Source organism: Kitasatospora sp. NPDC036993 (genome assembly GCF_055607525.1).
In genome coordinates, this window is sequence record NZ_JBVJRP010000022.1 from 76,911 (window position 1) to 90,018 (window position 13,108).

Annotated in this window: 14 protein-coding genes and 1 tRNA gene; 3 read left to right on the forward strand and 12 right to left on the reverse strand. The window is 75.1% G+C overall.

Annotated elements, in window-relative coordinates; genetic code table 11:
• Positions 1–10: 10 nt before the first annotated feature.
• From ACZ7C5_RS33620 to ACZ7C5_RS33630, 3 genes are all read right to left on the reverse strand, one after another.
• Positions 11–514, reverse strand: coding sequence for a DUF1269 domain-containing protein (locus ACZ7C5_RS33620; RefSeq protein ID WP_401091573.1), 504 nt, complete (start codon positions 512–514; stop codon positions 11–13).
• Between the two features lie 172 nt (positions 515–686).
• Positions 687–1,373, reverse strand: coding sequence for an ABC transporter (locus ACZ7C5_RS33625; RefSeq protein WP_401091574.1), 687 nt, complete (start codon positions 1,371–1,373; stop codon positions 687–689).
• Positions 1,370–2,224 carry an ATP-binding cassette domain-containing protein gene (locus ACZ7C5_RS33630; protein ID WP_401091673.1) on the reverse strand — a complete coding sequence of 285 codons (855 nt, stop codon included), beginning with the start codon at positions 2,222–2,224 and terminating at the stop codon, positions 1,370–1,372. The genes ACZ7C5_RS33625 and ACZ7C5_RS33630 overlap by 4 nt, the downstream gene beginning before the upstream one ends.
• Positions 2,225–2,389: 165 nt before the next feature.
• Between ACZ7C5_RS33630 and ACZ7C5_RS33635 the strand changes: the two genes are divergently transcribed.
• Together ACZ7C5_RS33635 and ACZ7C5_RS33640 are read left to right on the forward strand one after the other, a co-directional pair.
• A complete protein-coding gene (locus ACZ7C5_RS33635; protein ID WP_401091576.1) occupies positions 2,390–3,718 on the forward strand; it encodes a VWA domain-containing protein in 1,329 nt (442 codons plus the stop codon).
• 2 nt (positions 3,719–3,720) lie between these two features.
• A complete protein-coding gene (locus ACZ7C5_RS33640) occupies positions 3,721–4,593 on the forward strand; it encodes a peptidase (protein WP_470324145.1) in 873 nt (290 codons plus the stop codon).
• On the opposite strand, the gene ACZ7C5_RS33645 is transcribed toward ACZ7C5_RS33640, so the two are convergent.
• From ACZ7C5_RS33645 to ACZ7C5_RS33685, 9 genes are all read right to left on the reverse strand, one after another.
• Entirely contained in the window at positions 4,569–5,834 is a 1,266-nt protein-coding gene (locus ACZ7C5_RS33645; protein ID WP_470324146.1) for a glycosyltransferase 87 family protein, read from the reverse strand. The genes ACZ7C5_RS33640 and ACZ7C5_RS33645 overlap by 25 nt on opposite strands.
• Before the next feature lie 380 nt (positions 5,835–6,214).
• Positions 6,215–6,288: transfer RNA gene (locus ACZ7C5_RS33650), tRNA-Ala, on the reverse strand.
• 82 nt (positions 6,289–6,370) lie between these two features.
• Entirely contained in the window at positions 6,371–7,384 is a 1,014-nt protein-coding gene (gene sepX / locus ACZ7C5_RS33655; RefSeq protein ID WP_470324147.1) for a divisome protein SepX/GlpR, read from the reverse strand.
• 150 nt (positions 7,385–7,534) lie between these two features.
• Positions 7,535–8,119, reverse strand: coding sequence for a GNAT family N-acetyltransferase (locus ACZ7C5_RS33660; protein ID WP_401091584.1), 585 nt, complete (start codon positions 8,117–8,119; stop codon positions 7,535–7,537).
• A gap of 38 nt (positions 8,120–8,157) precedes the next feature.
• Positions 8,158–8,661 carry a MogA/MoaB family molybdenum cofactor biosynthesis protein gene (locus ACZ7C5_RS33665; protein ID WP_401091586.1) on the reverse strand — a complete coding sequence of 168 codons (504 nt, stop codon included), beginning with the start codon at positions 8,659–8,661 and terminating at the stop codon, positions 8,158–8,160.
• Positions 8,658–9,098: a cyclic pyranopterin monophosphate synthase MoaC gene (gene moaC / locus ACZ7C5_RS33670; RefSeq protein ID WP_470324170.1), complete on the reverse strand. Its 441-nt coding sequence runs from the start codon at positions 9,096–9,098 to the stop codon at positions 8,658–8,660. Before moaC ends, ACZ7C5_RS33665 begins: the two co-directional genes overlap by 4 nt.
• A 127-nt stretch (positions 9,099–9,225) precedes the next feature.
• The gene (gene glp / locus ACZ7C5_RS33675; RefSeq protein ID WP_401091588.1) at positions 9,226–10,560 is read right to left on the reverse strand and encodes a molybdotransferase-like divisome protein Glp; all 1,335 of its coding nucleotides are present in this window, start codon (positions 10,558–10,560) and stop codon (positions 9,226–9,228) included.
• Positions 10,561–10,594: 34 nt separating this feature from the next.
• Positions 10,595–11,515, reverse strand: a complete 921-nt coding sequence (gene galU / locus ACZ7C5_RS33680; RefSeq protein ID WP_188297928.1) for a UTP--glucose-1-phosphate uridylyltransferase GalU — start codon at positions 11,513–11,515, stop codon at positions 10,595–10,597.
• 59 nt (positions 11,516–11,574) lie between these two features.
• A complete protein-coding gene (locus ACZ7C5_RS33685) occupies positions 11,575–12,432 on the reverse strand; it encodes a GGDEF domain-containing protein (protein ID WP_470324148.1) in 858 nt (285 codons plus the stop codon).
• 62 nt (positions 12,433–12,494) lie between these two features.
• On the opposite strand from ACZ7C5_RS33685, the gene ACZ7C5_RS33690 reads away from it, so the two are divergent.
• Positions 12,495–13,070, forward strand: a complete 576-nt coding sequence (locus tag ACZ7C5_RS33690; protein WP_470324149.1) for a 5-formyltetrahydrofolate cyclo-ligase — start codon at positions 12,495–12,497, stop codon at positions 13,068–13,070.
• The last annotated feature ends 38 nt before the right edge of the window (positions 13,071–13,108 follow it).

Here is a 13,108-nt window from a genome sequence, read left to right on the forward strand (position 1 = left end):
GCGGAGCGGGTCAGACGGCGGTCTGGGCGCGGGAGGCGTCGACGGTCGCCTTCAGTTCGGCCTCGGCCTCGGCCGAGAGCGAGGTCTGGATGATCCGGCCCCCGTGGCGGGCCAGCGCCGGGACGACCTTGTCGGCGGTCGCCTTGCGCACCAGCAGGAAGACGGCGGCGGTACCCGGCTGGAGGTGCTCGCCCACCTGGCGCATGAAGTCGTCGTCCACCCCGATGTCGGTGGAGGCGCCGATCGCCGCCCCGGTGGCGCCGCCGACCGCCGCGCCCACCAGGGGCATGAAGAAGAGCAGGCCGATGACCCCGCCCCAGAGCGCCCCGCTCGCGGCGCCCGCACCGGTGGTGCTGACCTGCTGGTGCAGCTTGATCCTGCCGTCCGGGCGACGCTCGACGACGACCGCGTCCTCCAGCTCGATCAGCTTCTGCTTCTGCAGCCCGACCGCTTCGTCGCGCACCGCCTGGGCGGTGGCGAGGTCCGGGTAGGCGATCGCGAAGAGGTTGCTCACTGCGGGGTCCTTCCAGGGTGTCGGACAGGCCGGCCGGGTCCGGCCGCCGAGGCGGTGGCACCGGTGGCCTGATTCATCACCCTAACGAGTGCTATGCATATGTATCGACTCTTCGCTGCGGTGTGTCCGCCATTGCCGGAATCGGCCGCTCCCGCCGACTCCTGCCGGACCGTCACTCCGGCCGCCGCCCGGCCAGCACCGCCACCCCGGCACCGGCCGCGGCCAGCAGGACGACGGCGAGCAGCAGGCTCGTCCACGGCACGGCGATCCGGCCCGTCCTGGCCGCCGACACCAGGCCGCTCACCGCCGCGTTGGCCGGCGAGGCCGGCACCACCACCAGCAGCGTGGCCAGCGCCAGCGTCGCGGGGATGCCGTACTGCGGACGGACCGGCACCGGACGGTTCGCCAGCGCCCCGGCCAGCACCCCCAGCAGCGCGCAGACCACCGAGGCCGTCAGCCCGGCGAGCACCGCCGACCAGGCCTCCGGGTGCCGCGGCGCCCCCGGGTCGGCCACCGCCCCGCTGGTCCACCACACCACCGCCACCTGACCGACCGCCGGCACCAGCGACGCCGTCAGCGCCGCCAGCAGCGCGCCCAGGTGCACCCGGACCGGGCCCGCCGCCGCCACCAGACAGGCCCGCGAGGCCGGCGGCTCCGCACCCAGCACACCGCGCACGTACCAGGCACTCACCGGCAGCAGCGCCCCCGCACCGAGGCCGAGGCTGCCCAGCAGCGGGTCGCCCGCCGCCACCCCGACCACCATCAGCAGCGCGTACGCCAGGAACGGCGGCAGCCAGGCGTGCGAGCGCAGCAGGAGCTCCAGGTGGTACCGGGTCAGCGCGCCGATCCGCGCCGTCACCGCTCCCCCTCCCCGAGCCGGCGCACCGCCAGCACCCGGACGGCCGGGCGGCCCAGCAGCAGCCGGCGCAGCAACGCGTCCGAGTGCGCGGCCGGCACCACCAGCCGCACCGCCGTCCCGGCCAGCGCGGTGACCTCCGGCGCCCCCGGCAGCGGCGCGGACAGCGGGGCACCGTCGGGGACGTCCACCTCGACCGCCATCACCGGTCCGCCGTCCCGCACCGGCTCCGCCGCCCGCGCCTCGACGGCCCGCACCGCGCCGTCCGTGCCGACCAGGTAGGCGGCGCTGGTCAGCCCGGCCAGCCGGGCCGGGTCGTGATCGACGAACAGCACCGTGCCGCCCGCCGCCGCCCGCTCGGCGGCCGCCTCGTCCAGCACCGCCCTGGCCTCCGGGTCCAGCCCGGTCCAGGCCTCGTCCAGCAGCAGCACCCGCGCCTCGGGAAGCAGCGCCTGGGCGACCGCGACCTTCTGGCAGGTGCCCTTCGACAGCCGGCTCAGCGGCGTGCCCGCCCGGTCCGCGATGCCGAACCGGTCCAGCCACTCCCCCGCCCGCTGCCGGGCCCGCTCCGCCGACAGCCCGTGCACCCGGCCCACCCGCAGCAGGTAGGAGGCGGCGTCGAACGGCAGCGCCGGAGGGAAGCGCTCGGGCACGTACGCCGTCGCTCCCGGCCGCACCACCCGGCCCGTGCTCGGCCGCTCGATCCCGGCGGCCAGCCGCAGCAGCGTCGACTTGCCGCTCCCGTTCCGCCCGGCGATCCGCACCAACTCACCCGGCCCGACGGCCAGGTCGACCCCGCGCAGGATCCAGGGCCCGCCCCGCCCGTACCGTTTCCCGACCGCTGTCAGCTCCATCACGCCCCCGCTCCGGCCCGTTGCCCACAGCAGGCTATCCAGCCCGGGTAGGACCGGCGTGAGCATCGACTCCCCCTTCACGCGCCGGAGTTCACGCCCGAGCGGGTCGAGGCACGATCCGGGCTCGTTTCGCCACGGCGAACTGATGATCCCTAGGATCGGCGGGTGACTACCGGACGACGACCACAGACCAGGCTCGGCAGCCTGCTGGCGGCACTGGCGATAACGGGAGCCTCGCTGCTCCTCGGCCTGCCCGCCCACGCCGACGAACCATCAGCCGGCGCCGCCACCGCGCCCAGGGAGGCCCCCCGGGTCGATCTCGTCCTGGACGTCAGCGGCTCCATGCGCGAGGCCGACATCCAGGGCAAGAGCCGCATCTCGGTGGCCCAGCAGTCGCTGAACGAGGTGATCGACGCGCTGCCCGCGGAGACCGAGTTCGGCATCCGCACCCTCGGCGCGACCTACCCCGGCAACGACAAGGCCCAGGGCTGCCTGGACACCAGGCAGCTCTACCCGGTCGGCAAGACCGACAAGGTCGAGGCCAAGACCGCCGTCGCCACCCTGCGGCCCACCGGCTTCACCCCGATCGGCCTGGCCCTGCGCGGCGCCGCCCAGGACCTCGGCAAGGGCGAGACCACCCGCCGGGTGGTGCTGATCACCGACGGCGAGGACACCTGCACCCCGCCCGACCCCTGTGACGTCGCCCGCGAGCTCGCCTCCCAGGGCATCCACCTGGTGGTCGACACCCTGGGCCTGGCCCACGACGACAAGACCCGCCAGCAGCTGCTCTGCATCGCCAACGCGACCGGCGGAACCTACACCGACGTGCGCACCCAGGAGCAGCTCACCGACAAGGTGAAGCAGCTGGTCGACCGCTCCAACGACACCTACACGGTGGCCCCGGTCAAGACCGCCGGCACCGACAAGTGCGAGAACGCCCCCGTGCTCGCCCCCGGCGTCTACACCGACCGCGAGAAGTTCTCCGAGCACCGCGTCTACAAGGTCCCGGTCAAGTCCGGCCAGGAGCTGCGCGCCTCCGTCAGCGTCGCCCTCGACCGGCCGGTGGCCAGGGACTACGGAGTGCTGCTCCAGGCCACCAGCGCGACCGGGCAGGAACTGGTCCGCGGCACCGACGCCGGCAGCGGCCGCACCGACGTGGCCTCCACCGGCCTGCGCTGGTCCACCGACGACTCCAAGGGCTACGTCACCGCGAGCCCCACCGCCTCGAAGGACTCCAAGGAGAAGCCGGAGACCACCGTCTGCCTGGTCGTCAGCAACTCGCTGGCCCCGCAGGCCGGCGTCCAGGCCGACCCCGGCCTGCCGCTGGAGCTGACCGTCGACCTGGCCTCCGCCTCGCCCGCGCCCGAGGGCGCCGCGATGGGCCTGGGCCGCGGCTGGATCCTGCTGCTCACCCTCACCCTGGCCGGTCTGGCCTTCGGCCTGCTCTTCGGCTGGATCGCACGCTGGCGGATCAGCGTCTGGCGGGAGAACTGACCATGCGTACGACGCTTCGCGGCGCCCTCGCCGCCCTCGCCCTGCTGCCCGCGCTCGCCCTGGGCACGCCGGCCGCCTCGGCCGACTCGCCGTCCCCCACGGCCGGCACGAGCGGCACCCCGGCCCCGGCGACCAAGGCCGGCACCTCCTTCCTGACCGCGGTCAACCTGTCCCCCGGCCAGGACGCCAACGTCTCCGTCTCCACCGGTGACTACCTGTACTGGGCGTTCGGCGCCTCCGAGGGCCAGACCCCGACGGTCGGCCTGACCGTCAACCTGGCCCCGGCCGCCGACCGGCACGGCCCGCAGACCTGGTCCGTCGAGGTCTTCGACGGGCTGCGCCGCCGCCAGTCGTGCACGGCGGGCACCCAGAACGCCACCGCCGACCAGAGCGCCGGCACCCTGGCGCTGAACTGCACCCTGCGCGAGGTCCGCACCTGGGCCGAGCCGTGGTCCGGCGACCCGCTGCCCGGCACCTACTACGTGCGGCTGTCGGTCAACGACGTCCCGCAGCCCGACCTCGGTCTGGCCTCCTCGGTCCGGCTGCACGTCACGGCCAAGGGCGACGCCGACAACGCCCAGCCCGAGGGCGGGGAGCTGAAGGCCCCGCTGGTCCCGCCGGCCGGCGGCGGGGCGAGCACCGCCAAGGCGGCCGCCCCGGTGGCGCCGGAGGAGCACTGGTACACCGGCTGGTTCTCCGGCTGGAACAGCCGCTGGTACTGGACGATCGGCGGCGGCTTCCTGGCCGCGCTGGCCGGCGTCCTCGGCTACAACCTGACCCGCCACCCGCGCGGGCAGCGGCCGGGCCGCTACGGCGCCGTCCCGGCCCAGGGCGCCCACCAGAGCGGCAGCTACATGGGCTCGGACCGCCCCTGAGGCACCCGGGAGGGCCGGCCGGACGTCGTTCCGGCCGGCCCTCCCGCATGTCCGGACCCACCCGGCTCCGGCCCGGCGGCCACCGGCGCCCCGGCCCCGCCGCCGGTGCCGGTGCCGTCCACGGCCTGCCGCCGGGCCCGGTACAGCCGCACGCCCAGGACGGCCAGGACGGCGATCGCGATCGACGGGTAGACCGCGCCGGGCAGCTGCCAGTACCAGGCGACCCCGCGGCCCCACCGCATGGAGAACGGCACCCTCCACATGGCGTGGGAGAGGAACACCAGCACGGTCAGGCCGAACAGCACCTGGCGGACCCTGCTCCCGGCCTCCGACGCCAGCAGGGCGATGAGCGGGACGCACCAGACCCAGTGGTGGGTCCAGCTGATCGGCGAGACCAGCAGCGCGGTGAGCGCGGCGCAGACCGCCCCCCAGGCGTCGGCCCTGCACAGCACCCGCGCCGAACGCCCGGCCGTCACCGCCACCCCGAGCCCGAGCGTCCCGGCCAGCGCCGGGGCGACGAGCCCGACCAGCCCGGGGTCACCGGCGTCGAGCAGCCGGCAGACGGCTCCGCGCAGCGACTGGTTGTCCACCAGGACGGGCGAGCCGACCCGGCCCGGGTCCCAGAGGTAGCCGGTCCAGAACCCGTACGAGGCGTCCGGCAGCACGGCCCAGCCGGTCAGGCCGGCCGCCAGGAAGGCGCCGGCCGAGACCAGGGCGGCCCGGACCCGGCCGGTCAGGAGCAGGTAGACGGCGAACAGGCCGGGGGTGATCTTGACGGCGGCGGCCAGGCCGATGCCCAGGCCCTTGCGGCGGTCGCGGTCCGGGCGGGTCAGGTCCCACAGGACCAGGCAGAGGATGCCGAGGTTGACCTGGCCGTACCGGAAGGTGGTGAAGACCGGCTCCAGCCAGATGCCGAGGCCGGTCGCCAGGACCACCACGGCCGCGCGGTGCCGCCCCGGCCGGCCGGCCAGTTCGAGCGACAGGTGGACGGCCGTCGCGAGCAGCGCGTAGTTCAGGAGCATCACCAGGACGCGCAGGGTGCTCACGTCGAACCAGGTGCTCGGCACGAAGAGCAGCGCGGCGAACGGCGGGTAGGTGGCCGGCAGGTCCCAGCCGGGCAGCCGCATCGCGTACAGGTCCTCGCCGCGGACGACGGCCCCGCCCTCGGCCCGGTAGACCAGCATGTCGACCATGGTGGCCCCGAGGGTGTGCCGGAACCAGGCGAACACCGCCAGTGACACGGCCGCCACGCAGACGGCGGGGAGGATCCGGGAACCCGGCCCGCCGGCTCCCGCGGCGCCGCCGGACCCCTCCGGGCCCGACCGCCGGGCCCACCGCTTCAGACCGAACTCGCGCACCGCGCTGGCACCCCGTCGAGATGGACCGGATCGTCTCCTCGCCAGCCTCCGGGCCCGCCCGCCGCGACCGGCGCCCCTGGAGCCCAAACGGCGTCAGAATCGAACCCGGAAGGGTGGTGTGATCTCCCCCACAGCCGGCCGCGGCCACCCGCGACCACCCCGGAATCGCCCCAGCCGCCCGGCCCGGATCCCAAAACGCGAAATCCCCCCGGGAGTTGCCTCCCGGGGGGGATTTCGTCGACCGGCTGAGCCGGCCTGTTGGGTGGAGCTGAGGGGATTCGAACCCCTGACCCCCTCGATGCGAACGAGGTGCGCTACCGGACTGCGCCACAGCCCCAACGAGAAGAAACTCTAGCACCTTTCGAAGGTGGTCCGTGACCACCCCCCGACCGCGCTGCTGGTCGGGGGGTGGCCGGCCCTCATTCGTTGGCCGCGCGCGGGCGCGACTCGGGAGCCTGCGGCTCGGCGTACTGGTCGAACAGCGGGGTCTTGCGGGACTCGGCGGGGCGGCCCGCGGTCCAGGTGCCGGGAGCCGACAGGTCGAGGCCGCGGGAGACCCGGGGGGCGACCGGAGCGGTCACGTAGGTCGGCAGCGGGACGGGCACCGGCTCCCAGGAGTCCGGGCCGGCCGCACCGCGTTCACGCATGCCGTCGACCCACTCCTCGTGCTCGGTCGCCTCGGCCACCGCGGACGCCGAGGACACCGAGGACACCGAGACGGTGACCTGCTCGGGGTCGGCGGCCAGCCGCAGGTGCGGACGGCGCGCGGACCGCTTCCCGGCGGGCGCGGCCCGGACGGGCTCCGCGGCGGCGGCAGGGGCCTCGGCGGGGGCGCCGTCGGGCGCCGGAGCTTCGGCCCGCTGCTGCTCGCGCTTGCGCAGCCGCTCGGCCGCCTGCGCCGCCCGGACCCGGTCGAGCTTCACCTCGTACCGCTGGCGCTCCAGCTTGCGCAGGTGGCCGATGTAGAAGGTGAGGAGGACCGCGGGGACCGCCGGGACCCAGAGGAAGGTCAGCCCGGCCACCGCGGCGACCACCGCGCCGAGCGCGAAGGAGAAGAAGAGGGCGGTGACCATCCGGCGCCGCCGGGCCAGCAGTCTCGCCCGGCGGTCGATGCCGGCCCTCGGGGCGGGGGCCGGCCGCTCGGCCGGGCGCTGTGCCGGGGGTTCGGGCTCCCGCGCGGGGTCGCCTGAGGCGGCCCCGTCCCGTTCGGGAGGACCGTCGTCGTTCTGCTCGTCGTCACGCGGTTCGTCGCCCAGGGCCCGGGCTGCCCGCCGCTCCAGCCCCGAACGCCCGGCCAGCAGGCGGATGGCGGTGCTGAAGCGTTCCGTCGGGCGCGCCTCGTTGAGTTCGTCCTGCCTGCGGAGCCACATCGGCACCAGATAGGCGGCCCAGGCCCCTACGATGACGGCGTAGATAAGGCCGCTACTGCTCACGATTCACACCGTACGGGCGCACGGGAAGGCCTGGCAGCAATTTGGTGCGGCGTGTCGTGTGATCAAGCTGATTCTCCGACTATTTTGCCGCTATTTGTGGGGGTCCGGTGCCCTGCCGATGCCATATCGATATTTCTTTCGAACATACATTCAATTACGTGGCTCACACCCGGAACTGAGCGCCCGCCAGCGCTCCAGCATCCCCTCCGGGACCTCCTCGTCGGTCAACGCGTAGACGAGGTGGTCGCGCCAGTCGCCGTCGATGTGCAGATAGCGCGGACGGATTCCCTCCGAACGGAAGCCGAGCTTTTCCACCACCCGCCGGCTCGGGCGGTTCTCCGGACGGATGCAGACCTCGATCCGGTGCAGTCCGAGCGTACGGAAGCAGTGGTTCACCGAGAGCGCCACGGCGGTCGGGATGATGCCCCGGCCGGCCACCCCCTCGTCCACCCAGTACCCGATGTTCGCCGAGCACATCGATCCCCAGGTGATCCCGCCGACGGTCAGCTGGCCGACCAGCTGCCCCTTGTGGAGCACGACGAAGGGCAGCATCCGGCCCGCCGAGGCCTCGCCGCGCAGGAAGCGGACCATCTGCCGGTACGTCGGCCTCGGGCCCGCCGCCCGGCCGGCCGGGCCGGGCGGCACGGTGGCCTCCCAGCGGCGCAGCCAGTCCCGGTTGCGGCGGCTCACCTCCTGCCACTCGCGCTGGTCGCGGGCCCTGATGGGGCGCAGCACGACCTCCCCCTCGCGGAGTTCTACCGGCCAGCCGGCGTTCAGTGCGCGCTCCCGGTTGCTGGGTCGTCGGGCCGGGGGTGGTCCCCGCCGCCGAGCTGGTCGACGGCGTGGGCGAGCAGCGGCTCCAGGACGGCCAGGCCGTCCTTGACGCCGCCGGTCGAGCCCGGCAGGTTGACGATCAGGGTACGTCCGGCGAGCCCGGCGAGCCCGCGGGAGAGCGCCGAGGTCGGCACCTTCTCGCGACCGTACGCACGGATGGCCTCGGCGATCCCGGGGACCTCGCGGTCGATCACCCGGGCGGTCATCTCGGGGGTGAGGTCCATCGGCGAGATGCCGGTGCCGCCGGTGGTCAGCACCACGTCGTAGCCGGCCGCGACGGCCTCGCGCAGCACGGCCTCCACCGGCTCGCCGTCCGGGACGACCCGGGGGCCGTCGGCGGTGAAGCCCATCGCGGTCAGGCCGGCCACCAGCAGCGGGCCGCCCCTGTCCTGGTAGACCCCGGCCGAGGCCCGGTTGGAGACGGTGACGGCGAGCGCTCTCATGCGCCCACCTCGGGGGCGAACCAGTCGCCGCTCTTGCCGCCGGTCTTGCTCAGCACCCGGACGGACTCGATCGTGGCACCCTTGTCCACCGCCTTGACCATGTCGACCACGGTCAGCGCGGCCACCGCGACGGCGGTCAGCGCCTCCATCTCGACGCCGGTGCGGTCGGCGGTCTTCACGGTGGCGATGATCTCGACCGCGTCGTCCGCGACCGCGAGGTCGACCTTGACCCCGGAGACGGCGATCGGGTGGCAGAGCGGGATCAGGTCCGGGGTCTTCTTGGCGCCCATGATCCCGGCGATCCGGGCCACCGCGAGGGCGTCGCCCTTGGGCACGCCCTCGCCGCGCAGCAGCTCGACCACCTGCGGGGAGACCCGCACCCGGCCGGCCGCCACGGCGGTGCGCGCGGTGGTGGCCTTCTCGGAGACGTCGACCATGCGGGCCGCGCCCTGGTCGTCGACGTGGGTGAGGCGGTCGCCGGGGGGAGGTGTCGTCACGGGTAACTCCAGAGGCGCGCAGGTCGAATACCGCGCTACCGTACCGTTCCCCGGTCCTGAGACCCGATCAGGAGTCCAGCAACACCACGTCGACCTCGCTGCCCGCGGGCAGCGCGGTGACGTCCTCGGGGACGGTGATCAGGCAGTCCGCCCGGGCCAGCGCGCCGACCAGGTGCGATCCGGCGCCGCCCACGGGCTCGACCGTGCCGTCCGCCGCCGAGTACCGGCCGCGCAGGAACTGCCGGCGCCCCGCCGGGGAGCGCAGTGCCGCCGGGCAGAGCGCGCGGACCACCGGGCGGTGCACCTCGGCGGCGCCGAGCATGGTGCGGATGACCGGGCGGACGAAGAGCTCGAAGGAGATGTAGGCGCTCACCGGGTTGCCGGGCAGGGCGAGCAGCGGCACCCCGGCCGCGCCGCCGATCCGGCCGAAGCCCTGCGGCTTGCCGGGCTGCATCCGCAGCCTGCGGAAGTCCACGCCCCCGTAGGACTCGAAGACCTCCTTGACCACGTCGTACGCGCCGACGCTGACCCCGCCGCTGGTGACGATCAGGTCGGCCCGGCCGAGCTGGTCCTCCAGGACGGCGCGCAGCCGGTCGGCCTCGTCCGGGACGGCGCCGACCCGGTAGGCGATGGCGCCGGCCTCCTGGGCGGCCGCGGTGAGGGTGAAGCTGTTGGAGTCGGTGATCCGTCCCGGGCCGACCGGCTCGCCGGGCTGGACCAGCTCGCTGCCGGTGGAGAGCACCACGACCCGGGGGCGCGGGCGGACCTTCACGGTGGCCCGGCCGATCGCGGCGAGCAGGCCGAGCTGGGCGGGGCCGAGCCGGGTGCCGGCGTCCAGCACCCGGTCGCCGGCCGTGACGTCGCTGCCGCGGCGGCGGATGTGCGCGCCCTCGGCGACCGGGCGCAGGACCCGGACCTCCTCGTCGGGGACCGGTGCGGTCATCGCGGCGGCGGCGACCCCGGTGCCGGTGCCGCCGTCGGTCCACTCGACCGGGGCGACGGCCCGGGCGCCGGGCGGCAGCGGGGCGCCGGTCATGATCCGGGCGGCCTGGCCGGGACCGACCCTGGGCAGCTCCTCGGCGCCGGCGGCGATGTCGCCGACCACCGAGAGCACCGACGGGTAGGTGTCGGTGGCGCCCTCGGTGTCCGCGGTGCGGACCGCGTAGCCGTCCATCGAGCTGTTGTCGAAGGGCGGCAGGTCGCCGTCGGCGACCACGTCCTCGTCGAGCCGGCAGCCCTGGGCGTCGAGCAGTTGGAGCTCGATCGCGGGCAGCGGGCCGACCGAGGCCAGCACGTCGGCGAGGTGCTCGTCCACCGTCCAGAGGCGAGCCGCCGGGGCCGGGTCCGCTCCGGCGTCGCAGCAGGCGCTGGGCGTGGTGCTGTGCTCGGTGGACCCGGTCATCGGCGGCTCGCTCTCTGTCGTGGTCGGTGCTGCGTCAGTCCTGCATCTCGGTACCGACGTACTCCCGCAGCCAGGTGCGGAACTCCGGGCCCAGGTCGTCGCGTTCGGCGGCGAGGCGGACGATGGCGCGCAGGTAGTCGGCGCGGTCGCCGGTGTCGTAGCGGCGGCCCTTGAAGAGCACGCCGTGCACCTGGCCGCCGTCCGCCGGCTCGCGGGTGGCCAGCTCGCGCAGGGCGTCGGTGAGCTGGATCTCGCCGCCGCGGCCGGGCGGGGTCTCCCGCAGCACGTCGAAGACCAGCGGGTCGAGGACGTAGCGGCCGATCACCGCGTAGTTCGACGGGGCCTCGCCGGGCTCGGGCTTCTCGACCAGGTCGGTCACCTGGAAGACGTCCTCGCCGAAGCCGTTCGCCTTGACGGCGGCGCAGCCGTAGAGGTGGATCTGGGCGGGGTCGACCTCCATCAGGGCGACGACCGAGCCGCCGAGCTCCTGCTGCACCTCGATCATCCGGGCGAGCAGCGGGTCACGCGGGTCGATCAGGTCGTCGCCGAGCAGGACGGCGAAGGGCTGGCCGGCGACGTGCTGCTCGGCGACCGAGACGGCGTGGCCCAGGCCCTTCGGGTCGCCCTGGCGGACGTAGTGCATGTTGGCGAGCTCGACGGACTCGCGGACCCTGGCCAGGCGCTGCTCGTCGCCCTTGCGGACCAGCAGCTCCTCCAGCTCGTAGGCGCGGTCGAAGTGGTCCTCCAGGGCGCGCTTGTTGCGGCCGGTGACCATCAGTATGTCGGACAGGCCCGCGGCGGAGGCCTCCTCGACGACGTACTGGATCGCCGGCTTGTCAACGACCGGGAGCATCTCCTTCGGGGTGGCCTTGGTCGCCGGGAGGAAGCGGGTGCCCAGTCCGGCCGCGGGTACCACGGCCTTGGTAACCGGAACTCGGGAGTTCGTCGTCGTCATGCGTACACCTTACTCAGGCACGTTTTCGCCCGGCCGGGCGCAGTCGGACGGACGGACCGCTAGGAGAGCACGTCGCGGGGCCCGGCCACGGTGGCGGGCGATGCGCCCGGACGGTCGGGTCCGGTGTCCGGCCCGTGATCGGGGGTGCGGTCGGCCGGTTCGGGGCGGTCGGCGCGACGCGGCTCGGCGTCCGTGGCGGGTGCCGAGAGCCGCCAGCAGTCGCCGCCGGCGTCCCGGGCGGCGGCCAGCGCCCGGTCGGCGGCGCGCAGCAGGACGGCCGCGTGGGTGCCGTCCTCGGGCAGGACGGCGATGCCCGCGGCGGCGGTCAGGCCGTTGCCGTCGGCGGGGCGGGACTCGCGCGGACCGGAGGACCAGTCCAGCAGCAGGTGCCGGCGGACCGACCAGACCAGCCGTTCGGCGACCTGCGCGGCGCCCTCGGCGCCGGTGTCCGGCAGCACCACCAGGAACTCCTCGCCGCCGTACCGGCCGAGGGTGTCGGCCCGGCGGATCTCCATCGCGAGCCGCTGGGCGAGGTCGCGCAGCACCGCGCCCGACCTGGCCCTGCCGTGCTCGGCGACGACCGCGTCGAAGCCGGTGATGGCCAGCATCAGCACGGCGAGCGGGCGCGGCCCCTCGGCCTGCTCGGTGTGCTCGGCGCGGCGGGCCCGTTCGATCTCCCGGTCGAGGGTGAGCTGGAGGTGGCGGTAGTTCCACACGCCGGTGAGCGGGTCGCAGGAGGCGGTGCGCTCCAGCTCGGCGCAGCGGTCCTCCAGCTCGGCGATCCGGCCGCGCAGCCGCTCCGCCCCGGCGGCGGCCCCGGCCCGCTCCCGCCGGCCGCGCACTCCGAGGACGGCGGCACCGGCCAGTGCGGGGGCGCTCAGCCCGGCCAGGGCCTGGACCAGCAGCGGGGTGGTCAATGGGGGCGCCCTTTCGCGTGTCAGGCTCTGCGCGTCGACGGTGCGGAGACCAGGAGGATCGGATGCACAACGAGAAGAGCGGCCTGAGGACACGGCTGTTGACGCGACGGCGCGAGCTGGCCGCCGGGGAGCGCGCCGCGGCGGCCGACGCGCTGGCCGGGCACGCCGGGGAGCTGGCCGGTCCCGGTGCCACGGTGGCCGCGTACGTCTCGGTGGGCTCCGAGCCGGGGACGCGGCCGCTGCTGGACGCCCTGCGGGAGCGCGGGGTGCGGGTGCTGCTGCCGGTGCTGCTGCCGGACAACGACCTGGACTGGGCCGAGTACGCGGGGCCGGAAGCACTGGCCCCGGCCGGGCGCGGGCTGCTGGAGCCGGTCGGCCCGCGGCTCGGGCCGCAGGCGGTGACGGAGGCCGCGGTGGTGCTGCTGCCCGGCCTGGCGGTGGACCGCGCGGGGCTCCGGCTGGGCCGGGGCGGCGGCAGCTACGACCGGGTGCTGGCCCGGCTGGCGCGGGCGGGCGTGCGGCCGGTGCTGGCGGTGCTGCTGTACGAGCACGAGCTGCTGGAGCGGGTGCCGGCCGAGCCGCACGACCGGCCGGTGGACCTGGCGGTGCTGCCCTCCGGGGTCCGCGCGCTCGGCTGAGGGGTGGGAACGGCGGCGGCCCCGCTCCCTCGGGGGAA